At 42.1% G+C, this 23,527-nt stretch carries 18 protein-coding genes; 15 read left to right on the top strand and 3 right to left on the bottom strand.

The features are described 5' to 3' along the window. Positions 1 to 100: 100 nt before the first annotated feature. Positions 101 to 3,517, bottom strand: a complete 3,417-nt coding sequence (locus CYK47_RS02995; protein ID WP_122898797.1) for an Rne/Rng family ribonuclease — start codon at positions 3,515 to 3,517, stop codon at positions 101 to 103. A 735-nt stretch (positions 3,518 to 4,252) separates the two neighbouring features. Here CYK47_RS02995 and CYK47_RS02990 point away from each other — a divergent pair. The 7 genes from CYK47_RS02990 to CYK47_RS02960 all read left to right on the top strand — a co-directional run bounded on the left by CYK47_RS02990 (position 4,253) and on the right by CYK47_RS02960 (position 12,233). Further along, positions 4,253 to 5,218: an RluA family pseudouridine synthase gene (locus tag CYK47_RS02990; protein WP_122898795.1), complete on the top strand. Its 966-nt coding sequence runs from the start codon at positions 4,253 to 4,255 to the stop codon at positions 5,216 to 5,218. Positions 5,219 to 5,521: 303 nt separating this feature from the next. Further along, the gene (locus CYK47_RS02985; RefSeq protein ID WP_122898793.1) at positions 5,522 to 6,190 is read left to right on the top strand and encodes an HAD-IA family hydrolase; all 669 of its coding nucleotides are present in this window, start codon (positions 5,522 to 5,524) and stop codon (positions 6,188 to 6,190) included. Positions 6,191 to 6,686: 496 nt separating this feature from the next. Beyond that, entirely contained in the window at positions 6,687 to 7,484 is a 798-nt protein-coding gene (locus tag CYK47_RS02980; protein ID WP_122898791.1) for a 2-keto-4-pentenoate hydratase, read from the top strand. A 25-nt stretch (positions 7,485 to 7,509) separates the two neighbouring features. Then, a complete protein-coding gene (locus CYK47_RS02975; RefSeq protein ID WP_004729408.1) occupies positions 7,510 to 8,406 on the top strand; it encodes an acetaldehyde dehydrogenase (acetylating) in 897 nt (298 codons plus the stop codon). Positions 8,407 to 8,417: 11 nt separating this feature from the next. Then, entirely contained in the window at positions 8,418 to 9,437 is a 1,020-nt protein-coding gene (dmpG, locus tag CYK47_RS02970; protein WP_122898789.1) for a 4-hydroxy-2-oxovalerate aldolase, read from the top strand. 403 nt (positions 9,438 to 9,840) lie between these two features. Beyond that, complete coding sequence (locus CYK47_RS02965) at positions 9,841 to 11,097, top strand: OprD family outer membrane porin (RefSeq protein ID WP_122898787.1); 1,257 nt, start codon at positions 9,841 to 9,843, stop codon at positions 11,095 to 11,097. Positions 11,098 to 11,372: 275 nt separating this feature from the next. Beyond that, a complete protein-coding gene (locus CYK47_RS02960) occupies positions 11,373 to 12,233 on the top strand; it encodes an alpha/beta fold hydrolase (RefSeq protein ID WP_122898785.1) in 861 nt (286 codons plus the stop codon). A 343-nt stretch (positions 12,234 to 12,576) separates the two neighbouring features. Here CYK47_RS02960 and hcaR read toward each other — a convergent pair whose 3' ends face one another. After that, on the bottom strand, positions 12,577 to 13,482 hold the full coding sequence (hcaR, locus tag CYK47_RS02955) for a DNA-binding transcriptional regulator HcaR (RefSeq protein WP_122898783.1): 906 nt from the start codon (positions 13,480 to 13,482) through the stop codon (positions 12,577 to 12,579). A 282-nt stretch (positions 13,483 to 13,764) separates the two neighbouring features. Here hcaR and hcaE point away from each other — a divergent pair, with 282 nt between their 5' ends. The 8 genes from hcaE to CYK47_RS02915 all read left to right on the top strand — a co-directional run bounded on the left by hcaE (position 13,765) and on the right by CYK47_RS02915 (position 21,460). Further along, positions 13,765 to 15,132, top strand: coding sequence for a 3-phenylpropionate/cinnamic acid dioxygenase subunit alpha (hcaE, locus tag CYK47_RS02950; protein WP_122898781.1), 1,368 nt, complete (start codon positions 13,765 to 13,767; stop codon positions 15,130 to 15,132). Further along, positions 15,129 to 15,647 carry a 3-phenylpropionate/cinnamic acid dioxygenase subunit beta gene (gene hcaF, locus CYK47_RS02945; RefSeq protein WP_122898779.1) on the top strand — a complete coding sequence of 173 codons (519 nt, stop codon included), beginning with the start codon at positions 15,129 to 15,131 and terminating at the stop codon, positions 15,645 to 15,647. The genes hcaE and hcaF overlap by 4 nt, the downstream gene beginning before the upstream one ends. Then, positions 15,647 to 15,973, top strand: a complete 327-nt coding sequence (gene hcaC, locus CYK47_RS02940) for a 3-phenylpropionate/cinnamic acid dioxygenase ferredoxin subunit (protein ID WP_122898777.1) — start codon at positions 15,647 to 15,649, stop codon at positions 15,971 to 15,973. Before hcaF ends, hcaC begins: the two co-directional genes overlap by 1 nt. Before the next feature lie 2 nt (positions 15,974 to 15,975). Further along, positions 15,976 to 16,794 carry a 3-phenylpropionate-dihydrodiol/cinnamic acid-dihydrodiol dehydrogenase gene (gene hcaB / locus CYK47_RS02935; protein WP_122898775.1) on the top strand — a complete coding sequence of 273 codons (819 nt, stop codon included), beginning with the start codon at positions 15,976 to 15,978 and terminating at the stop codon, positions 16,792 to 16,794. A gap of 56 nt (positions 16,795 to 16,850) precedes the next feature. Then, complete coding sequence (locus CYK47_RS02930) at positions 16,851 to 17,816, top strand: 3-carboxyethylcatechol 2,3-dioxygenase (protein WP_122898773.1); 966 nt, start codon at positions 16,851 to 16,853, stop codon at positions 17,814 to 17,816. 7 nt (positions 17,817 to 17,823) lie between these two features. Beyond that, the gene (gene hcaD, locus CYK47_RS02925; protein ID WP_122898771.1) at positions 17,824 to 19,053 is read left to right on the top strand and encodes a 3-phenylpropionate/cinnamic acid dioxygenase ferredoxin--NAD(+) reductase subunit; all 1,230 of its coding nucleotides are present in this window, start codon (positions 17,824 to 17,826) and stop codon (positions 19,051 to 19,053) included. Between the two features lie 258 nt (positions 19,054 to 19,311). Then, positions 19,312 to 20,217, top strand: coding sequence for a DMT family transporter (locus CYK47_RS02920; protein WP_122898769.1), 906 nt, complete (start codon positions 19,312 to 19,314; stop codon positions 20,215 to 20,217). A gap of 187 nt (positions 20,218 to 20,404) precedes the next feature. After that, positions 20,405 to 21,460 carry an MBL fold metallo-hydrolase gene (locus CYK47_RS02915; protein ID WP_122898767.1) on the top strand — a complete coding sequence of 352 codons (1,056 nt, stop codon included), beginning with the start codon at positions 20,405 to 20,407 and terminating at the stop codon, positions 21,458 to 21,460. A 46-nt stretch (positions 21,461 to 21,506) separates the two neighbouring features. Here the strand turns inward: CYK47_RS02915 and CYK47_RS02910 are convergent, their stop codons facing one another. Next, the gene (locus tag CYK47_RS02910; protein WP_122898765.1) at positions 21,507 to 23,027 is read right to left on the bottom strand and encodes a catalase; all 1,521 of its coding nucleotides are present in this window, start codon (positions 23,025 to 23,027) and stop codon (positions 21,507 to 21,509) included. Positions 23,028 to 23,527: the final 500 nt, after the last annotated feature.

Here is a 23,527-nt window from a genome sequence, read left to right as displayed (position 1 = left end):
TAGGTGATTCAATTTTATAACAATAACGCATTAACACGATTAAAAAAACCCAGCCACCGAAGCGGCTAGGTTTAGTTAAGACTTTAGCTTACAGCATGCTTTATTCAGCAGTTGGCGTCGCTTTTTTTGGCGGACGACCACGCGGACGACGTGGACGTGCGTTTTTGTCTTTGCTAACTTTGGCTGCATCTTCACTGCTGGCTTCATCAGTGGCAACATTCTGCTCAGTTTCTGCAGTGGTCACAGCCGTGATTTCGACTTCTTCAGCCTGCATTTTTACCGCAACCGGTTCTGCTAACTCAGGCATACTTGATGCTGTAGCCTTGTCATCTATGACAGGTGTTGGTTCTGCTACAGGCTCAACCACACCTTGTGCTTGCGCATCAATGGCAACGTCTAGAGGCGCAGTAGTTTCAGGTGTCGTAGGTGCTTCGACAGCTTCGACTTCAACAGGTTGTAGTGCAACTTCCTGTGCTTTTTTCGCTTGCTCAAACGCTTGTTCAGCAGCTTGTTTGGCTAAACGGCGACGCTCACGCGGATCATTAGCAACACGCGCGACCGCTTTAGGTGGCGTAAGCGCTAACACCGGTGCAGGCTCAGCTTCAGGTTGTGCCTTGGCAACTTCTACATCACGAGTAACAGGCTTTTTCTCTGCTGGCGTTTCTACAGATGTTGCACTTTTGGCAAGGCTAGCTGCGTATTCATCAGTGAACTTTTGCAAAGCACGGTTAAAGGTTGGTAATAAACCAAATTGTTCAATCAGCACTGAACAATCTTCGCCGTACACCTGACGAATCAAGCTACCAATGCTGTACTGCGCTAAAGTGGGTACTTCAGTGGCACGTAGTTTAGGTGCTTGAGCAGATTGAGTTTTAGTTTGACGTTGCTCGCGACGACGTTGACGTGGGTCATTGCTGGCACGTTTTACCGGTTGTTGTTGCTGTGGTTTTTCTTCCACAGCTACTACAGGCGCAGCCACCACTTCTTGTTCAACCACTGCAACTTCTACAGGGGATTGAACTGCTACCTTTTCACTACGACGTTCACGCGCTTCGTTTTTATGACCACGTTGCGGGCGTTCTTGACGTTCAGATTTTACTGCAGCAGCTTGAGGTGCTAAAGCGACAATATCACTCTGCGCTTGATCAATATTCACCACCAAAGCAGTTGGGGTGATGTCTTGACGTGGCACTTCAACCACTTCCACTTTAGGTTGCTTGTCATTGTTTGCAACCGCAGCTACTGGTGCTGGAGCAGGCGTATCGTTTAATACGCTTGGATCACGTTGACGTACTGGACGTTCAGGACGCGGTTGATTGCGACGGTCACGACGTTGCACAGCTGGTTCAGACGCTTGAACTTCTGGCTGTACTTGTGTTGGCTCATTATTGTGATGCTGACGACGTGAATTGCGTTTGTTTTCACGCGCTTCTTGACGTTGCTCTTGACGTGAGATTTGCACCACTTCTTCATGCACTTGATGTACAGCTTCTTGTGCAGCAACTTGTTCACGCGGTTCTTTGTGCTTATTGTTACGTGGCTTTTTGTTGTTGCTGTTGTGACGTGGTTTTTCTTCACGTTCTACAGATTTGTCATCACGTTCAGTTTTAGCCACAGTTGAAGGCGCAAGGTATGCGTTACTGCTTTCAATAGATGCTGTTGGTGCAACTGCTGTGTGATTCACTTGACCAAATTGACCACGGCTCACTGCACCGCCATTGACCATTTGTTCAATTGCAGCGGCAGCGTTATTGGCAGTACGTGCTTGATCTACAGTTTTGGCTTGTTTTTGAACAAACAAGTTTTCTAACCATGCACATGGGCTAGATGCAGCAACGGCTGGCGTAGCAGGTGCAGCGGCCACTTGTGGCTGTGCAGCAACTTGGTTGTGCTGCTGTTTACTGTTACGTTTGTTGTTTTTTTCTTGTTGTGGTGCTTGAGCAGGGGCATGGTTATGCTCTGCTTCTTCTAAATGCCACTCAGACGATTCATAACCCAATTCTTTTTCGCTGTTACGTGTCGCTTCGGTGCGTTCATAACTGGTTGGCGCAAAGCCTTCAGGGTTGTACGAAATTTCGTAGTGTGGAGTTTCTAAATGCGGGTGCGGTAATACGGTTACACGAACATTCGAGGTTTGTTCTAAATAAACCAGACTATGACGTTTTTCGTTGAGTAAGAACGCGGCAATCTCTACAGGCACTTGAACTTGAACTTCACCATGACGTTCACGTAGCGCGATCTCTTCCACTTTACGCATAATCGAAAGTGATAAAGAACGAAGATCACGTACCATACCTGTACCATGACAGCGTGGGCACACGTAACCTGTTGCTTCTTCTAAAGATGGACGTAAGCGTTGACGGCTCATTTCCATTAAACCAAAACGTGACAATTGACCAAATTGAATACGTGCACGGTCGCTTTGCGTTGCTTCACGTAATTTGGCTTCAACCATACGTTGGTTACGGTCTTTCGTCATGTCGATAAAATCGATCACCACTAAACCACCGATGTCACGTAAACGAAGTTGACGTGCGATTTCTTCAGCAGCTTCTAAATTGGTATTTAACGCAGTTTTTTCTACGTCATGACCGCGAGTAGATTTTGCTGAGTTAATGTCAATTGACACTAATGCTTCAGTTTGGTCAATCACGATTGAACCGCCAGAAGGCAATTTCACTTCACGTTCATAAGCGGTTTGGATTTGGCTTTCGACGCCAAAATGCGCAAATAAAGGTTCATTGAGCGTGTATGTTTTTAGCTTATCTAACTGACGTGGCATCACTGCTTTCACAAAGTTATACGCTTCGTTATAGGCTTGCTCTGAGTCAATTAAAATTTCTGCAACATCATCACGTAAATAGTCACGAATCGCGCGTGTCACCACACCCGCTTCTTGATGCACCAACATAGGTGAAGGACCTGAACTAGAGGTGCTTTGGATTTGTGCCCAAAGATCCATCAGGTGTTGTAAATCAAGCTGTAATTCTTCTTGTGAACGACCAATACCCGCAGTACGTACAATCACGCTCATACCACGAGGAATATTGAGTGCTGCCAGCATTTCTTTGAGTTCTTCACGCACCGCACCCGAAATTTGACGGCTAATACCGCCACCTTTTGGATTGTTTGGCATTAAAACTAAATAACGACCAGCCAATGAAATAAAGGTCGAAAGCGCAGCACCTTTATTGCCACGTTCTTCTTTTTCAACTTGTACTAAAAGCTCAGTACCCTCTGTAATCAATTCACGAATGTTCGTAGTTTGACGTGGGTCAGCTTGATAATAAGAATTGGCGATTTCGCGCATCGACAAAAAGCCTTGACGCTGTGCACCATATTCGACAAAGACAGCTTCAAGTGATGGCTCAACGCGAGTCACATGACCTTTGTAGATATTCGATTTTTTCTGCTCACGGGTACGGTTTTCTAAATCAAAATCGTAAAGACGCTGACCAGTGACAAGTGCAACGCGAATTTCTTCGGCATGTGTTGCATTAATCAACATACGTTTCATGGGTGTAACACCTTATAGTGATACACAGCATAAGGTCGCGACTTGCTTATAAAACATCACGGATCAATGCTTAGATTTGTTCTAAGCTTTTTTAACCTGCCAAATGGGTTGGCGAAGGCGTATGATTCTCGTATTGATGGTTAAGCAATACGGCTTCAATCTTTAAACGATTAAAGTCAACCTACGTGTTTCACTGGCGGACATGCGGTGCATTGGATGAATAACTTTCACTGTCACATTGCTCGAAGAGCATCCCTCTCTTTTAGATAGAATGTCTTGATACGGAATGAACGTCGTATCTTTACAAATTGTGCAGATCCAATGCATCAAACGCTGTAGCCTGAAATAGTGCAGGGGCGACGAATCTGATGTGTATCAGTTTACGTTTAAAAACCAACCTAAGGTTGGCGACATATTTTTTCGGGCAAACTGATTTATGTACCGAGGTACAAATTAACGCAACAGTTTGCAGGTTTTGCCGATATAATAAGCCCTCGGCGTTGGCATATTCTTTTGGGACCTTTCCGAGCTAATTGAGTGATTCATTTAATTGAACAAAGCCTAAAAACAGGTTTTTGTTTAAATTCCGACTCAGTTACGGTGGTTTCCGTGCGCTGACTATATCAAACCTTGCATCATCTGCCTATGGGCTAAACTGATCTTTCTTGTGAAAAGAATAGCCTAACCGAACATTTTTTATTCAATTTTAGTATTTTTTTAGGTCATAGTAACTGTATGAATTCTACCCAACAATGGCAAGCTGTCACTTGGTTCGAAGTTGATGAACATCAATTAGATCAGCGGATTGATAATTTTTTATTTAGCCGTTTAAAAGGCGTGCCAAAAAGCCGTATCTATCGTTTAATCCGCGAAGGTCAAGTTCGTATTAACAAAAAGCGTGTGAAGGCAGAAACGAAACTTAAAATTGGTGATCAAATTCGTGTCGCACCAATCCGTTTTGAACAAAAAGAAGAAGCCGCACCTGTCTCTGATAAAGTGGCGCAAAGCTTACTTGCCCGTGTAGTGTATGAAGACGAAGGCTTAATGGTGGTGAATAAACCTTCAGGTATTGCCGTACATGGCGGTAGCGGTGTGGCATATGGCTTAATTGAAGGCTTGCGTGCTGCAAGCGGTAAAAAGTATTTAGAGCTGATTCATCGTATTGACCGTGATACCTCAGGTTTGGTAATGATCTCTAAAAAGCGTAGCGTGTTAAAGACCTTACAAGATCTGTTACGTGAACACAAAATCCAAAAAACCTATGCCGCTGTTGTTAAAGGCAAAGTCGCTTTAGACAAGCAATTGATTGATCAGCCCTTACACCGTTATGAATTACCAAATGGTGAGCGTCGTGTGCGCGTGTCTAAAGAAGGTAAAGAGTCAAAAACCCAGTGGAATGTGCAAGAACGCTTTATGCATGCCACGCTGGTTTATGCTTCACCGCTTTCAGGTCGTACCCATCAAATTCGTGTGCATGGTTTAAGTATTGGTCATCCTTTAGTGGGTGATGAAAAATACGGTCATGAAACAGAATACCGTGGTCCAAAACCACGTCGTTTATGCTTACATGCGATGCGTTTAGAAATTCCGGGTTATCCGACCATTGAAGCCCCGATGCCTGAAGATATGCAGAGTTTGATTGCACAGCTTCGCGCGCAGAAGGCGGATAAGGTTGTTGCTCCTGTAGAAGATGATGAGTAATTCAAGCATCTTTGCTTTCTCTATTGGGGTATAAAAATCTACTCGTTTATTTGTCGAAATTTTAAGGTTAAGCCTTTTATTTAAAACACATGACAGGCGACATGGATGTCGTCGTTACTCTGTAGTACAGGGATGTTCTATCAGAATAACAAAGGATTTTTGCTACTTTTCATCCTTGAAAAGTAGATCATACCTATGCGAAAAAAGCGGTTTATTGAAGCGAATTGTGGTGATGAATTTATTTAGCTCACCTCTCCTAAAAGGAGAGGGCTTCAAAGCCAAATCAAATATTAGGAAATCTCTATGAACTCACCTGTAAAACTGGTCATTTTTGATTGGGATGGCACTTTATTTGATTCAGTTGGTCAAATTGTGGCAAGCCTACAATTTGCTGCCCAAAAGTTTAATCAACCTTTAACTGATGAGGCTGCCAAAAGCATTATTGGTTTAGGCTTGCCAGAAGTGGCAAATACGCTATTTCCAAATGTGCCTGAATTACACGCTGATATTTTGCAAAGCTACTCGGAGCATTATGTTGCAAACTCTAAAGGCGATGCTTGGTTTGCAGGGGTAAGTGACATGTTGCATGGCTTAGCTGCCCAAGGTGTACAACTTGCCGTTGCTACAGGTAAAAGCCGTAAAGGTTTAGATCGCGTATTAAAACAGACCCAGAGTGAAGATTTATTTGTGGCGACCCGTGCTGCCAGCGAAACCAAATCCAAGCCCGATCCATTAATGTTGGCTGAAATCTTAGCGCTGACAGGTGTAAAGGCTGAACAAGCCATTATGGTCGGTGATAGTAGTTATGACTTAAATATGGCAGCCAATATTGGGATGCCAAGCATTGGCGTTGCTTATGGGGTGCATAGTGTTGCGGTGTTACAGCAATTTAAGCCAATTTACATTGCCGATACTGTTGCTGACTTAGCGGTGTTTTTATTCAGCAAAATTCAGCCAGCCGAAGTGGCTTAAGACTTCAATATTAAACCGATATAAAGGATGACTTATGCATCCTTTATTAAGCTGTTCTAGACAAAAAATTCTCTCAAGCCGTTAGTCATAAGCTTAAGCAAAATTCTTGGCTGAGGCTCAAGCATCAACAGGGTGGGTAGTGACCCCAATTTCAAACTTAGGATAATTTTTTATTATCTTTTAGTCTTAGAGGCAGGATTTTTTTGAATTGCTGGCTTTTTTTGTGGCAATGTTTAGCCAAAGAAAAGCAGTCTATTTATATTAGGTTATTAATTTTTCTTAAAATTCTAAAAACGCTTTATAGGCTTTAACTATTGTAAAAAATAAAATAAGTATTGGCATAAAGACGCTAGATTGAAGATTCTAAATGCGTTTATACATATATCCATCGCAAATACTCAGCATTTTTACTGTACAAGCATTCTTCAGCTGGCATAGTTTGAGCTGTAATTTATGCATGGTATATGTCCAATTTTTGCAGTTTAAGGAAACATTGATGTCGAATTCTGCTGTTGTTGAATCAGTTGCTCAAGCGCTGCGTGATGCAGAAGTTAATCAAGCTGCTATCGCACCGATCCGTCCACAATTAGGCGGTGAAACTGCTGATGTAGATATTGCTTACGCAGTTCAAGAAATCAATACCAAACGTGCACTCGCAGAGGGTCGTCGTTTAGTGGGTCGTAAGATTGGTTTAACCTCAAAAGTTGTCCAAGCACAACTTGGTGTAGATCAACCTGACTTTGGTATGTTATTTGCCGATATGGCGTATGGCGATGGTGAAGCGATTCCTGCGGGTCTCTTGATTCAGCCAAAAGTTGAAGCAGAAATCGCATTGGTTCTTAAAGCAGACTTAAGCCAAGAAAAACACACCTATGCCGACATCATCAGTGCGACTGATTATGCGCTTCCTGCGGTAGAAGTGGTAGATAGCCGTATCGAAAACTGGAAAATCAGCCTGATTGATACTGTTGCTGATAACGCGTCTTCAGCGGCTTTTGTTTTAGGTTCTCAGCCAGTAAAACTTGAAAACCTTGATCTTGTAAACTGCAAGATGGTGATGACACGCGGTGAAGAAGTTGTCTCTCAAGGTGTGGGTAAAGCATGCTTAGCCAACCCTTTAAATGCTGCTGTTTGGTTAGCAGATGAAATGGTACGCCGTGGTCGTCCATTACTTAAAGGTGACATCGTACTCACAGGTGCGCTAGGTCCAATGGTCGTCGCGAACCCAGGCGACGAATTCAAAGTTGAAATTGAAGGCTTCGGTTCTGTAACAGCTGCTTTCGCTGCTGAATAATCCCAGATTCAAAGAGAGTACATTCATGAAAAAGATTAAATGTGCAATGATCGGTCCAGGTAACATTGGTACTGACTTGCTTTATAAATTGCAACGCAGCGAATGGTTAGAGCCAGTATGGATGGTGGGTATTGATCCTACATCTGAAGGTCTGGCGCGTGCTGCAAAAATGGGCTTAAAAACCACTGCTGAAGGCGTAGATGGTTTATTACCACACGTTTTAGAAGACGATATTAAAATTGCATTTGATGCGACTTCTGCATACGTACACGCAGAAAACAGCCGCAAATTAAATGAACTTGGCGTGTTAATGATTGACTTAACACCTGCTGCAATTGGTCCATTCTGCGTACCACCAGTAAACTTAGAAGCATTGCTTGCGGCTGGCGAAGTGCCAAACGTGAACATGGTAACCTGTGGTGGTCAAGCAACAATTCCTATGGTTGCTGCGGTTTCTCGCGTTCAACCTGTTGAATACGGTGAAATCATTGCGACTGTATCTACAAAGTCTGTAGGTCCAGGTACACGTAAAAACATCGACGAATTCACGCGTACAACTGCGGGTGCAATTGAGAAAGTGGGTGGTGCGAAGCAAGGTAAAGCGATCATCATCATTAACCCTGCTGAACCACCTTTAATGATGCGTGATACTGTTCACTGCTTAGTTGAAGGTGAACCAGATCAAGCTGCGATCACTGAATCAGTACACGCGATGATTAAAGAAGTGCAAAAATATGTACCAGGTTACAAACTTGTAAACGGTCCTATTTTTGATGGTAACCGTGTTTCTATCTTCCTAGAAGTAGAAGGTCTTGGTGACTTCTTACCTAAATATGCAGGTAACCTAGACATCATGACAGCAGCAGCTGCACGTACTGCAGAAATGTTTGCTGAACACGTATTCAACAAAGAAGAAGCTTAAGGAGCAACCACATGTCTAAGATTATTGTTCATGATATGACTTTGCGTGATGGTATGCACCCACAGCGCCATCAAACCACTGTTGAGCAAATGATTGCAATTTCAACAGCACTTGATGATGCAGGCGTACCTTTAATTGAAGTGACACACGGTGACGGTCTTGGTGGTTCATCAGTCAACTACGGTTTTGCTGCTGCAACTGACGAAGAATATCTATCTGCTGTTGTGCCACGTATGAAGAATGCCAAAGTTTCTGCGCTTCTTCTTCCTGGTATCGGTACGGTTGACCATTTGAAAATGGCGCACGAAATTGGTGTATCGACCATTCGTGTTGCAACACACTGTACGGAAGCGGACTGTTCTGAACAGCACATCACCGCTGCACGTAAATTAGAAATAGACACAGTGGGCTTCTTAATGTTGGCTCACATGGCATCTCCTGAGCGTCTTTTAGAAGAAGCGAAGAAGATGGTGTCTTACGGTGCAAACTGTATTTATGTAACAGACTCAGCAGGTTACATGCTTCCTCAAGATGTGATTGATCGTGTTGGTCATTTACGTCAACATTTAGACCCAAGCATTGAGTTAGGTTTCCACGGGCACCACAACTTAGGTATGGGTGTTTCTAATACTGTTGCTGCTGTTCAAGCAGGCGCGGTACGTGTTGACTTGGCATCTGCGGGTCTTGGTGCAGGCGCGGGTAACACACCACTTGAATTGTTCATCGCTGTTGCTAACCGTATGGGTATGGACACTGGTGTTGACTTGTTCAAAGTACAAGACGTTGCTGAAGATCTTGTGATTCCAATGATGCACAACCCAATTCGTGCCGACCGTGATGCGGCGACTTTAGGTTATGCGGGTGTTTACTCTTCATTCCTATTGTTTGCTAAACGTGCCGAAGCGAAATATGGCGTATCTGCGCGTGAAATCTTAATGGAACTTGGTCGCCGTGGTACGGTTGGTGGTCAAGAAGACATGATCGAAGACTTAGCATTAACAATGGCAAAAGCGCGTGAGCTTCAAGCTTAATTGTTAAAACGCAAGTTTTAAAAAGGCGTCCTTTGGGACGCTTTTTTTTGGTTAAAATATTGATTTATATATAAAATATATGATATTAGATTTTAATTATATTAATAATCGGCGATTTAAGTGAACGCTTAATTTTTGCTTACAGCTAAAAGCACTTAATAGTTGCTGATAAAATACACATAAAAATAAAAAGTATAAAAATGTTTGATATAACAGAATGTTAATTTGATTAAATGGAAAAATAATAAAAAAGAGTTATTGTTAAAATCTCTAATTAATAAAATTGAACAGAGTCTTAAGCGCTGGCATATAAAACTGAATTACTACTCTAGTCGGATTTTTTTATGTTGCTCATTTTTGCATGATGAGCCTAAGCATAACGTAGACTTTAGGAATTGTAGCCATGCGTCGCCAATTATTATGGACAGCTATCTGTCTTGCTACAGCAGCACTCGCAAACACTGCAGCACAAGCAGATTTTATTGACGATAGCCAAATTCAGCTTAAGTTTAAAAACTTTTACTTAGATCGCCAAATTAAAGATCAACCACAAAATAACTGGGGATCTTGGTCACAGGGTGTGACTTTAGATGCAAAGTCGGGTTATCACGATATTGGTGGCGGCGTACAAGTGGGTGCAGACCTATTAGTACAACATGCATTTAAATTGAATGGTCGTGATAAAAATCCAGATTGGATTTTGCCACATGATGGGAAAGAGTCAAAGGATCAATTTGGTAAAATTGGTGCAACCTTAAAGGCTAAAATTTCACAAACAGAACTAAAAGTAGGTGAGTTGCTGCCAGTATCACCAGTATTGGTATTCGACCCATCACGTCAATTGCTGACCACCTATAATGGTGCATGGTTAGAATCTAAAGATCTATTGGATGATACTAAATTTACTGTAGCCTATATTGATAGCATCAATAATCGTTATGACAATCAATTCCGTGATTTAACTTTATTTGCGCCAGCCAAAGGTAAAAATTATTATGATAATGGTGAAGCAGCAGATGGTATGTGGCTTGCGGGGATCGATCATCAATTAAGCAAAGAGGTGGGGCTAAGCTATTGGTATGCAGATGTACAAGACATCTATCAGCAGCATTATGTCGGTTTAAACTACAACACCACATTGGGCGAAAAAACCAAACTGACTAGCCATGCGCGTTATTTTGACAATTCAGAATCGGGCGACAAACTCTATGGCAAGATTGATAACCAAGCGCTTTCAGTGGGTGCAAAGTTAAATCATGGCGCACATACATTTGGCTTAGGTTACCAACACATGATGGGGGATAGCTCATTCCCAACGTTGGGTGGTTGGGTGCCACAGCCGTATTTAGTCAACTGGGGCATTGCAACTTTTACAGCTGCTAACGAAAAATCAGTAGGTTTAACTTATGGCTATGATTTTTCTGCATTGGGTGTGCCAGGTTTAAATGCCAATGCGGTATATATGATGGGCTTTGACGCCGATACAGCGGGTAAAAAAGATCAGGATTCACAAGAGTTGAATGCAATTGTGAATTACACAGTACCTGAAGGCAAACTCAAAGGTTTAGGTATTCAAGCCATGTATATTGATGCCGACTTTGATTACAAATCAGATTTACAAGAGTATCGCGTAGCCACCACTTATACCTATAAATTTTAAGTGAAGCTTTAAAAAGGGCAGCAATCGCTGCTCTTTTTTATTGCATGACATTTTTGTTTAAAATACCTGAATAAAAATAAGACTTTATTTAAAGTTAAACACTTTGAAAAACAATAAGTTAAATTATCGTTTTTTTGTACGATTTTATCGTAAATTTATATCAGTTTTAAGCCAATGAACAGGTAATATGGAATAGTTAAACCAGTCATATACTGAATAAAATCACGACGCTTGGGGTTAACCCAGCAAAGTTTTACGCGATACGAGGAATAAGTATGAGCACTGTACAAATCCCTGAATACACTACAGACGCATTCTTTGGTTTAGAAGATAAATGGATTGAAACAGCTGAAGGCGAGCTGACCCATTACCATGAAATTGGTGAAGGTACACCAATTTTATTCTTACATGGTTCAGGTACAGGTGTATCTGCTGCGGCAAACTGGTGGTTAAATTTACCATCAATTGGTGAGCAAGCACGTTGTATCGCCATTGATACCATTGGTTATGGTCAAACTGTCGTTGCACCAAACACAGCTTATGGCATCCGTGCATGGGTAGACCACGCAGTACGTACCTTAGATGCTTTAGGTATTGAAAAAACGTGGTTAGTAGGTAACTCACTGGGTGGTTGGTTAGCTTTCCAAATGGCGCTTGACTATCCAGAGCGCGTTTTAGGTATCGTATCTATGGGTACTGGTGGTGCGAAACAAACCGCAGCATTAAAAGCTCACGCAAATCCTGTGTTAACTGAAGAAGGGATCAAAAAGACCCTTTCTATGTTCGTTGTGAATAAAGACTTGATCACTGACGAACTTGTAAAAGTACGTTTTGCTTCTGCTGCAAATGACTATGCATCAAACCGCTTGATGGACGTGGTTGGCGCGCGTGACCGTGATCGTTTTGAATTCCCGTTAGATTTCGAAAAAATGAAAGACATTACAGTTCCTGTATTGCTCATTCACGGTACACAAGACGTGGTGATTCCTGTGTCACGTACTTGGGATATTTTAAACATTGTGCCAAATGCTGATGCGCATATCTTCAGCCAATGTGGTCACTGGTCACAAGTTGAAAAAGCAGAAGAATTCAATACTGTGATTAAAAACTACCTTGCAGTACATGGTGTAAAATAAGCCAAATAAAAAAGGATGACTTATATGTCATCCTTTTTTTTATTTAAACTAAAGAATAGTGATATTAAATAAGTCTTATTCTCATTTATAGGACTGAATTTAAATTTAGGCCAAGATCAAGCTTATTAGACTTAAGTTGTAGTGAGGATGTAAAAAGCAGATCACAGCCATAATAAAACATTTTGTTATAAGTTATTTTCAAATAAAGCTGCTTTTAGAATATAAAATTCATCTTAGACTTAAGTCTAATTTGTGTGAATTTTAAGCACTATAAACCATAAAAAAGCACCATTATTTATTGATAAAATAATGATGCCTATAATATGACTCTAGCGTGGTAAAACTATTCAGCTTCGCGGCTAAAACCCAAATAAAACACGCGAGTTAATAATTCCATAAATTTAGTGACTGCAATAGATGAGCTATTTTTACGGTAGCTGACATACAAATCCAAATGCGGCAGCTCAACATCTAAAGGACGAATCACTGTATTGCTCATGGTAAGTGGGGCAATATAACCAGGTAAAATGGTGCAGCCTAGACCCATACCAATCGAGTTAATATTAAACAGAATGTTATCGGCTTTTTGCACGATATTAAGTTCAATATTATTGTTTTGCGCAAAGTCTAAAATTAGATTGTGCAGCGTTTGGGACTGTTCAGCTGAAGGGATAATAAAATCCATACCATTCAATGCTTTAACAGGGATTCGCTCATATTTTGCTAGAGGATGATCTTTAGGCAAGATAAAAATAAGCGGTTCACGCAATACAAATTGACTCTCAATTTCATCGCTTTGTAAACTTTGACGGGTAAAAGTGATATCGAGTTCACCTTTCTTGATGGCTTTACTCTGATCTGAGTTGTTCATACTGAGCAATTCGATTTTAAGATCAGAGTTTTGTACCCGTAGATTTGGCAGGACATAAGGGAAGATTTTCATCTCCGCCACAGGCACAAAACCAATGCGTAGCATCTGTTGTTTGGCTTGTGAGACTTGGCGTGCCATGGCAACGGCTTTGTCTGCTTGAGCAAGCGTCAACCGCGCTTGTTCTAAGAACACAGCACCTTCTTCCGTGAGTTCAACCTTACGCTTGGTACGGTGTAATAACTTCACACCCACATCCTCTTCTAAGTCTTTAATCTGCTGACTTAATGACGGTTGTGCTGTAAAAAGTTTTAAAGCCGCTTTACTGAAGTTAAGTTCTTCAGCCACGGTAATAAAATATCGAAGGTGTCGTAATTCCATATCACCAATCCAGAAGAGTAATCCAAAAAATGTCTTACTATGATTTCTGTTGAGTATAAACTATAAACAACTATTAGGTGAAGATGATTCTGCTATTTAGAAAATAAATACTATATGGCGGCAGTTTGGTGTTTTAATAACAAAACAATAAAAAATAATAATCTGTAAAATATCTTAATTAAAACAAAAAAAATATTTCACTAACCCTGTTCAAAAAACGATTATCGTCTCAAGTTGAGTCTATTACTTTTTGTGCCGTTACCGGACACAGGAGAACTTTTCATGAGCGGAAAAATTGATGTGCGCGAAATCGACGCTTTAGTCGATGCACAAAATGGTCGTGTAACGCCATCTATCTATACTGATCCAGACATCTATGAATTAGAACTCGAACGTGTGTTCGGTCGTACATGGTTGTTTTTATGTCACGAGAGCCAAATTCCTAAGGCGGGTGACTTCTTCAATACCTACATGGGTGAAGATCCAATTATCGTAGCACGTCAAAAAGACGGCTCAATCAAAGCATTCTTAAACCAATGCCGTCACCGTTCTATGCGTGTGAGCTTCGCAGACTGTGGTAATACGCGTGCATTTACTTGCCCATACCACGGCTGGTCTTACGGTATTGATGGTTCTTTAAAAGATATTCCACTTGAAGAACGTGCATTCCCACATGGTGCTTGTAAAGAGCAATGGGGTCTAGTTGAAGTAAACCGCGTTGAGTCTTACAAAGGCTTAATCTTCGGTTGCTGGGATGAAACTACGCCTGATTTAATCGAATACATGGGTGATATCGCGTGGTACTTAGATGGTGTGGTTGATCGTCGTCCAGGTGGTACTGAAATCATCGGTGGTGTGCACAAGTGGGAAATCGAATGTAACTGGAAGTTTGCAGCGGAACAGTTTGCATCTGACCAGTATCACGCATTGTTCTCTCACGCATCTGCGATCCAAGTGCTTGGCGCGAAACCAGATGACGAAGCATCTAAGAAACTAGGTGCAGCGCAAACGGCTCGTCCGGTATGGGAAACTGCTAAAGACGCACTTCAGTACGGTTCACGTGGTCACGGTTCAGGTTTCTTCTTTACCGAAAAACCAGATGCAAACGTATGGGTAGATGGCGAAGTTGCGAATTACTTCCGTGAAACATACGAAGAAGTGAAAGAGCGTCTTGGTGAAGTTCGTGCATTACGTCTTGCAGGTCACAACACCATGTTCCCAACCATGTCTTGGTTGAACGGTACAGCAACACTACGCGTATGGCACCCACGCGGTCCAAACAAAACTGAAGTGTGGGCATTCTGTATTGCGGATGCTGAAGCATCGCAAGAAGTAAAAGAAGCATTTGAACGTTCTGCAACGCGTGCCTTTGGTCCAGCTGGTTTCCTCGAGCAAGATGACTCTGAGAACTGGATTGAGATTCAAAAAGTTTTACGTGGTTATAAAGCGCGTCAAAACAAACTCATTATGGAAATGGGTAAAGGCAACGAAAAAGTACGTGAAGATGGTATTCCGGGTATTACCAACTACATTTTCTCTGAAACAGCAGCACGCGGTATGTACCGTCGCTGGGCAGATTTATTGATCCATGAAAAATGGGAAGACGTGGAAAAAGCAGCTGACGAATATGAGAAGGAGCTTATGAAATGAGTCAAATCAGCTTAGAACTTCATCACCAAATTAGTCAGTTCTTGTATCGTGAAGCAAAATTGCTTGACGATTGGAAATTCCGCGACTGGTTAGATACGTTAGCTGAAGACATTTCTTATACGCTACGTACCACACCAAACGCACAAACACGTGACCGTCGTCGTTCAGTTGAACCACCTACAACCTGGGTATTCAACGATACGAAAGATCTTTTAGAGCGTCGTGTTGCGCGTCTTGAAACAGGCATGGCTTGGGCTGAAGAGCCTCCATCACGTACCACGCATATGGTATCTAACGTGATTGTTGAGCCAACTGAAGTTGAAGGCGAATACGATGTGTACGTGACTTATCTCCTATATCGTACGCAAAAAGAGAAAGACGTTGTCATTTACTGCGGTAAACGTCATGACAAGATTCGTAAAGTTGAAGGCGGCTTAGGCTTCCAAATCTTCAACCGTAAGATCACCCTTGACCAAGTTACCTATAACTCACATAACCTGAGTGTGTTCTTCTAATGAATAAGATTTTTGTTTGCCAAGTTGACGAGTTAGACGAAGGCGAAGCGCTAAAAGTAGATTGCGGCGTCAATGGTATTGAAGCACTTGCTGTATTTAACAACAATGGCGAATTCTTCGCGATGAATGATAAATGCAGCCACGGTAACGCTTCTATGTCTGAAGGTTATCTTGAAGATGATGGTACGGTTGAATGTCCATTACATTCAGCACGTTTCTGCTTAAAAACAGGTGAGGCACTATGTCTACCTGCAACTGATCCAATCCAAACTTTCCCAGTGATTGTTGAAGATGGTCAATTGTTTGTAGAGATGGCAGGAGAGTAATCATGGGTTGGCTACAAGGCGAAGTTGCACTTATTACTGGTGGTGGTTCAGGCTTAGGCTGGGCTTTGGTAGAGCGTTTCTTAGAAGAAGGTGCCCAAGTTGCAGTTCTTCAGCGTTCAAAAGCTAAAGTAGATGCATTAAATGAACACTTCGGTGGAAAAGTTCTTGTGATCGAAGGTGATGTAGCCAGCTATGCAGATAACGTGCGTGCAGTTCAAGCGACTGTAGAACGTTTTGGCAAACTTGATTGCTTTGTTGGTAATGCGGGTATTTGGGATCACTACGCTGATATCGTCAATACTTCAGGTGAGCAACTTGAAAAAGCCTTTGATGAAATTATGGGCATTAACACCAAGTCTTTAATCCTTGGTGCTAAGGCTGCGCTTGATGCATTGATCGCTTCTGAAGGTTCTATCATATTTACTTTGTCTAATTCGGCATTGTACTCAGCTGGCGGAGGCCCTGTATATACAGCGTCTAAGCATGCTGGTGTGGGTATTATGAAAGAATTAGCCTATGAGCTTGCGCCTAAAGTACGAGTGAATGCAGTTGCGCCGTCAGGTATGAATGTCAATATCAAAGGTGCTGCGTCATTAGGTCAAGAAAATCTTGGTCTACTTGATGCGCGTGATCCTGAGAAAATTGCACGTGGCATGCCGCTGAACTTCTTACCAGAACCAGAAGATATGACCGGTTCATATGTGTTATTGGCCTCTCGTGCTAATAACCGCCCGCTCACTGGTGTGTTAATTAATGCAGAATGCGGTTTGGGTATTCGTGGTTTACGTCAACCACGTGCGGGTTTCTTTGACGAAATCTAATATTCAACGAACTTCCCTTGGCAGCCTTTTGGCTGCCTTCCGTTTAGGAGTCTCTCATGGCCGTTAAACTCATTTGTGCATCGCACAGTCCGTTAATGGAATTTGCTTCACCGCAAGAAAAATACAAAGAAGATAAAGTTCGCGAAACTTTTGCCAAGCTTGCCAAAGAAGTTGCAGACTACAATCCAACTTTAATCATTACTTTTGGCCCAGACCATTTCAATGGTTTCTTCTACGATTTGATGCCAAGTTTCTGTGTAGGTATTCGTGCCAAAGCAGCTGGTGACTGGGACTACGGTAAAGATAACGACCATATTAATGTACCTGAAGAAACAGCGATCAACCTCGTACGTCGTGTATTAGATGAAGGTGTTGATGTTGCCTACTCATACCGTATGCAAGCTGACCATGGTGTAACACAACCATTACATTTCTTATGTGGTGGTCATTTAGATCGTTATCCAACGATTCCAGTATTTATCAATGGCGCTGCAGCACCAATGCCAACGACTAAGCGTACCATCGCTTTGGGCCGTGCTGTAGGTCAGTTTATTAAATCTTTAAATCTTGAAAATGAGCGTGTACTTGTTTTAGGGACAGGTGGTCTGTCACATGATCCACCAACGCCGCAAGTGGGTTCAGTTCCACCAGAAGTGGAAGAGTTCTTAATTGCAGGTCGTAACCCAACGCCTGAAGCACGTAATGCACGTCAAGGTAAAATCATTGCTGTAGGGCAAAAATTGGCTGCTGGTGACAAATCTGTTGCAGTGCCATTAAACCCAGAGTGGGATCGTGCTTTACTTGAAACCTTTAAGAAAGCTGATTTCGCTGCCATGGAAGCGATGACAGAAGCTGACATCCGTCGTGACGGTGGTCGTGGCGGTCAAGAAGTTCGTTCATGGATGGCGGCATTTGCTGCATTACATGAAGTGGGCGAATATGAAATGACAGCGCACTGCTACGAAGACATCAGTGAATGGATTGCGGGCTTCGGCATCGTATCTGCAGAGTTAAAAGGTTAAAAGTAATATGAGCAACATCGAAACTGTCGTCATTGTTGGTGCTGGTCAAGCAGGCGCAAGCGCAATTTTAGAACTTCGTGGCAATAAATATGAAGGTAAAATCATCCTGATTGGTGATGAAACACATCTTCCATATGAACGTCCACCGTTGTCTAAAGATGTGATTTTAAAACCTTCTGATACCAAAATCGAAATTTTGTCACAAGAAAAATTGACAGAACTTGGCGTTGAAACTATCCGTGGCAATGGCGTACAAAAAATTGACGCGACTGCAAAAACGGTTGAACTTCAAAATGGTGACGTTGTTGCTTATGACAAATTGTTGCTTGCAACAGGTGGTGCAGCACGTCGTCTACCAAACTTTGATGCTTTAGGTAAACACGTTTACACGCTGCGTAATCTTGAAGACTCACAAGCCCTTGTCCCTGTATTGCAAAAAGGTCAACGTATCATCTTAATTGGTGGTGGCGTGATTGGTCTTGAGCTTGCATCATCTGCACGTTACAAAGAATGTGACGTAACAGTGATCGAAATGGGTCCAATGGTGATGGGTCGTTCATCACCACGCGTGTTAAGCGAATTCTTACTTGCTCAGCAACAACTTGCAGGCGTAGATGTTCGTTTGTCGACTTCAATTGCAGATTGCAAATTGGACGGTGAAGAAGTTGTTGTAACCTTAGCAAACGGCGAAGAACTTCGTGCAGATGCTGTGGTTTACGGCATTGGCATTGTGCCAAATGCACAACTTGCAGTTGAAGCAGGTTTAGATGTTGATTTTGCAATTAAAGTCAATGAAAACTGCCAAACCTCAAATGCTGATATTTATGCAGCAGGCGATGTTGCAACTCAGCTGCGTGCAGATGGTGAATTCCGCCGTGTAGAAACATGGGAAAATGCCAACCTTCAAGCGGGTATCTTTGCGCGTCACATCATGAATGTTGAGCATCCTGTAGCAAATCCTGCATGGTTCTGGACAGATCAGCTGAATATCAACTACCAATTTGTTGGTGATATGGCAGCGAGTGAATGGCAAGTTCGTGGTGAAATTAATCCTGAGCTACGCGAGCAATCATCATTTGTATTGTTTGGTGTAACGGATGGTGTGATTGTCGGTGGTATTACTGTGAATGCTGCCAAAGAAATGCGTCACTTGAAAAAGCTGATTAGCAAAAATGCGCCATTTGAAGCAGATAAATATTTGGATCTTAGCCAAGATCTTCGTAAATTGGTGAAGTAACTTTGTTGTTATAAATCGTTTACAAAAGGGCAGACCTTGGGCAACCTAGGTCTGCTTTTTTATGTGCATTTTAGGCCTTAATGATCATACCTTGATGGGATGAATTTAGATGGGATTTGCGTAGGCTGAGAAGTATACTTTACCAGATGTCCTTGTATCTCTATTCTGCGCTGACATTCATGTCGCCACCCTCATTTTTATGATGGGTTGAAACAAAAATGCCTGCAATTTATTTTTTTAGATTTAATTGAGTTGTATATGAATTCAAACTCATCTCCCATGATCGTCACTGCAAGTATTTATGCCTTATTGGTTTTAATTTGGGCAACTACGCCACTTGCTATCGTATGGAGTGTGGCAGAAGTCCATCCGATGTGGGTATTAATCATTCGCTATTTTGGCGCTTGTGTCATTGCTTTGGCTCTGCTTGGCATCATGCGTAACCCTTTGCCATTTGATAGCACGTCTATGAAAAGCTATGTGGCAGGTAGCTTAAATTTGATTGGCGCACAGTTGTTTATTTACTTGGCTGCCAATTATTTAACTTCGGGTTTAATGGCGCTGATTTTTGGTTTTTCACCGTTGGTGGCGGGTTTAATTGGGCATCTGATTTTAAAAACCCATAAGCTAGTTTGGCTACAATGGCTCGGCATGACGATTGCAGTTGCGGGTTTAAGTTTTGTTTTTGCTGATTCTGCGGACAGTCACATCAACCCGTGGGGCGTAGTTTTAATGCTAATTAGTATGGTGTCTTATATCAGCTCAATTTTTTGGGTCAAACAAATTAATGCACCGCTTAAACCTATGTCACAAGCCACAGGTTCATTATTGGTGTCTGCGCTTGGTTCATTACTGCTGATTCCTTTTATTTGGCAGCATTTTCCGCATCAGATGCCAAGTGTGCAAGCATGGCTAGGTTTTGGTTTTACCATGATCATGTCATCTATTGTAGCAATGCTGTGTTATTTCTGGTTGATTCGTCGTTTGGCGGCATCTACCGTGTCGCTGAGTAATGTGATGACCCCTATTATTGCATTGATCTTAGGTGCGACTTTAAATCATGAACATATTAGCAGTCATGCTGTGTTAGGTATTGCGGTTGTGATGTGTGGTATTGTGCTGTATTTCTTTAAAGAATGGCGTGAGCAATTTTTCAAAAGATGAGTAAAGCTGATTTTTGCCACAGCAACAAAAACACCCACTAACTTTGCATAAACTTTGGTTAAGATAAATCAAGCGCAGCATTTTTTGGCTGCTTAATGCAAAAAGTGTGGCACTATGGCAAAGTGCAGTAAAGATGCGATAAATGCCAAAATTCGTTCGCCTAAACCATGCTTAGAACTTGGATGACATGAAACAAGATTTACAACAATATCATTTCCAATTGCCGACGCTTTCTTGTTGGACGCACACTTGGCGTCAGCCAACGTCGAATTATTTACACTCTGACCACCATGATGGTCAGGTGTTTTTTAATCCGGGTAATCCACCGGAGGCGCCCAGCCGTGGCAGTTTGGTCAAATGGCTGTTGCGTCGTAAACGAGCGACTTGGCAAGTTGATTATTCGGCAGAATTAGAACAGCGCCTTGTTGCAGGTCGCCTCGTTCCCCAAGAGCGTCCACATGCCAGCTTAGACGATTGGCAAGTGTGGTTTATTGGGCATGCCACAGCATTAATTCAAATAGGGCCGTATAATTTTTTAACCGATCCTAATTGGGCAGAATTTGCAGGCCCACAACAAGGGCGTGGTCCAAAACGTGCTTGCCCTGCAGGACTTGCTTTAGAAGAGCTCCCCCCGATTGATGCTGTACTGCTGAGTCATAACCATTATGATCATATGGATTTAGCAACACTCACATGGTTACACGAAAAGTTTGCCATGCCAATTTTTACGGGTTTGGGCAATGCCAGTTATTTACCAGAAGAGTTTGATGTGGCTGAACTGGACTGGTGGCAATGGCAAGAGTTAGGTGAGTTTAAGATTGTCTTTACTCCAGCACAACATTCTTCTGGGCGCGGTTTACGAGATTATAATCGTGCGTTATGGGGTAGTTTTGCGATTAAGCATGGCGCAGATTATTGCTTCTTTGCAGGTGATACGGGCTATTCCAGTCACTTTAAAACCATTCATCAGCGTTTAGGACCACCACGCGTGGCGTTGTTGCCTGTGAATTGCTACGAAGCCAAAGACGTTTTACGTTATTTACATTTAAGCCCTGAAGATGCTTTCCAAGCCCATAAAGACCTACATTCTAAGTGCTCGGTTGCTGTGCGTTATCGTACTTTTCAAGTCAATTCAGAGGGGCGGGAACAGCCTGAACATGAATTGCATAAAGTCATGCAAAAAACCTCAAAATTTATTAATCCGTTTTATTGTTTGCATGAAGGCAAAAAAATTATCGTGTAAAAAAAACCGCCACTTGGGCGGTTTTTTTAGGCTTGATCTTTAGCTTTTATAGTAAACCAGGATTCCCTTGCGCAGGGTCAGTGGCACGCGCTGCTTGTGCATCTGCAACGGTCATTCCTAATGCTTTGGCAACGCCTTCACCATACGCTGGGTCACACAAGAAACAGTTACGAATATGACGATACTTAATAAAGTCTAAAGCATCGCCCATTGCCGCCGCTGTGTTGTTAAACAACGCTTGTTTTTGTTCATCATTCATTAAGTTGAACAAAGCGCGTGGTTGGCTAAAGTAGTCATTATCGTCTTCACGATAATCCCAAAAATCAGCATCACCTGTAATTTTCAAAGGTGGTTCTTTGTATTGCGGTTGCTCTTGCCATTGGCTAAAGCTGTTTGGTTCATAATGCGGCAGGGCACCATAGTTACCATCCATACGACCTTGACCATCACGACGATTAGAGTGTACAGGGCAACGTGCTGCATTGACTGGAATCTGTGAATGGTTCACACCCACACGGTAACGTGCTGCATCAGCATAGTTAAATAAGCGTGCTTGTAGCATACGGTCAGGCGAGAAGCTAATGCCTGGGACTAAGTTACTTGGTGCAAATGCGGCTTGTTCAACATCTTGGAAATAGTTTTCAGGGTTACGATTTAATTCGAACTCACCTACTTCAATCAGTGGATAATCCCCTTTAGGCCAAACTTTAGTTAAGTCAAATGGGTGATACGGGACTTTTTCTGCATCAGTTTCAGGCATGATTTGCACGTACATGGTCCATTTTGGAAAATCACCACGTTCAATTGCATCGAACAAATCAGTTTGAGAGCTTTCACGATCTTTAGCAATCAGTGCTTCAGCCTCAGCATCGGTTAAGTTTTTAATACCTTGTTGGGTACGCATATGGAATTTTACCCAGAAGCGTTCATTGTTGGCATTAATAAAACTAAAGGTATGGCTACCAAAACCATGCATATGACGATAACCATCTGGAATACCACGATCAGACATGACAATCGTCACTTGATGGAGGGCTTCAGGTAGTAAAGTCCAGAAGTCCCAGTTATTGGTAGCGCTGCGCTTGTTGGTTTTAGGGTCGCGTTTTACCGCTTTATTTAAGTCTGGGAATTTACGGGCATCACGTAAGAAAAACACAGGGGTGTTGTTACCTACTAAATCCCAGTTGCCTTCTTCGGTATAAAACTTCATCGCGAAGCCACGGATATCACGTTCAGCATCGGCTGCACCGCGTTCACCTGCTACCGTTGAAAAACGTACAAAGATATCGGTTTTTTTGCCAATTTCTGAGAATAATTTAGCGCGGGTATATTGGGTAATATCATGGGTGACGGTGAATGTACCAAATGCCCCTGAACCTTTAGCGTGCATACGACGCTCAGGAATCACTTCACGGACAAAGTTGGCAAGTTTTTCATTCAGCCATAAATCTTGGGCAAGCAATGGACCGCGTGCACCTGCAGTCATACTATTTTGGTTGTCGACCACAGGAGCGCCAGCATCCGTGGTTAAATGGGTGACGGGACATTTTTTGATGTCATTGCTCATGAGTTTGGTTCCTTATTATGTTTATGGGATATAAAAAAGTCAGACAAATATAAAGATCAATAACAGTTTTAACCCAGACAGACATTAACTATTTTGTTAACTGATTCTAAAGTCGTGATATGACAAATTGAGGTCACAATCTTGTGCTGATGCCTTGCTGTGGATGGTCATTTCCATCAGTATATGCCTAGGCTTAAGCTATATTTTAAAGCAAAATAATGCTTTTCACCAATGGTGTATATGGTTTTAATCACCTACTTAATTCGATGATATAAGTTTCTGATGATTAATTTTTTTTAATAATATATACGTAGATGAACTGTTTTAAGCTGATGTGTATAAAGTATGGCTTAAAGATTTAAGCTTTAAGTAGGCGTCCGCTGAACACACCTTATGAATTCATCCTATAAGCCTTAATTTAGTCCCCACTTAAAAACAAGTGGGGACTAAAATTTATGACTATAAATCACCAGACATCCATCGCATCTCTTGCGAAAAAA

Source organism: Acinetobacter sp. B51(2017) (assembly GCF_003711395.1).
Taxonomy (GTDB): domain Bacteria; phylum Pseudomonadota; class Gammaproteobacteria; order Pseudomonadales; family Moraxellaceae; genus Acinetobacter.
The sequence above is the reverse complement of the archived record's forward strand: the minus strand, read 5'-3'. Positions and strand labels throughout refer to the sequence as shown.

Coding starts and splice junctions, on each gene's coding strand:
- CYK47_RS02995 (WP_122898797.1), bottom strand. CDS start 3,517: ATGAAACGTATGTTGATTAATGCAACACATGCCGAAGAAATTCGCGTT.
- CYK47_RS02990 (WP_122898795.1), top strand. CDS start 4,253: ATGAATTCTACCCAACAATGGCAAGCTGTCACTTGGTTCGAAGTTGAT.
- CYK47_RS02985 (WP_122898793.1), top strand. CDS start 5,522: ATGAACTCACCTGTAAAACTGGTCATTTTTGATTGGGATGGCACTTTA.
- CYK47_RS02980 (WP_122898791.1), top strand. CDS start 6,687: ATGTCGAATTCTGCTGTTGTTGAATCAGTTGCTCAAGCGCTGCGTGAT.
- CYK47_RS02975 (WP_004729408.1), top strand. CDS start 7,510: ATGAAAAAGATTAAATGTGCAATGATCGGTCCAGGTAACATTGGTACT.
- dmpG (WP_122898789.1), top strand. CDS start 8,418: ATGTCTAAGATTATTGTTCATGATATGACTTTGCGTGATGGTATGCAC.
- CYK47_RS02965 (WP_122898787.1), top strand. CDS start 9,841: ATGCGTCGCCAATTATTATGGACAGCTATCTGTCTTGCTACAGCAGCA.
- CYK47_RS02960 (WP_122898785.1), top strand. CDS start 11,373: ATGAGCACTGTACAAATCCCTGAATACACTACAGACGCATTCTTTGGT.
- hcaR (WP_122898783.1), bottom strand. CDS start 13,482: ATGGAATTACGACACCTTCGATATTTTATTACCGTGGCTGAAGAACTT.
- hcaE (WP_122898781.1), top strand. CDS start 13,765: ATGAGCGGAAAAATTGATGTGCGCGAAATCGACGCTTTAGTCGATGCA.
- hcaF (WP_122898779.1), top strand. CDS start 15,129: ATGAGTCAAATCAGCTTAGAACTTCATCACCAAATTAGTCAGTTCTTG.
- hcaC (WP_122898777.1), top strand. CDS start 15,647: ATGAATAAGATTTTTGTTTGCCAAGTTGACGAGTTAGACGAAGGCGAA.
- hcaB (WP_122898775.1), top strand. CDS start 15,976: ATGGGTTGGCTACAAGGCGAAGTTGCACTTATTACTGGTGGTGGTTCA.
- CYK47_RS02930 (WP_122898773.1), top strand. CDS start 16,851: ATGGCCGTTAAACTCATTTGTGCATCGCACAGTCCGTTAATGGAATTT.
- hcaD (WP_122898771.1), top strand. CDS start 17,824: ATGAGCAACATCGAAACTGTCGTCATTGTTGGTGCTGGTCAAGCAGGC.
- CYK47_RS02920 (WP_122898769.1), top strand. CDS start 19,312: ATGAATTCAAACTCATCTCCCATGATCGTCACTGCAAGTATTTATGCC.
- CYK47_RS02915 (WP_122898767.1), top strand. CDS start 20,405: ATGAAACAAGATTTACAACAATATCATTTCCAATTGCCGACGCTTTCT.
- CYK47_RS02910 (WP_122898765.1), bottom strand. CDS start 23,027: ATGAGCAATGACATCAAAAAATGTCCCGTCACCCATTTAACCACGGAT.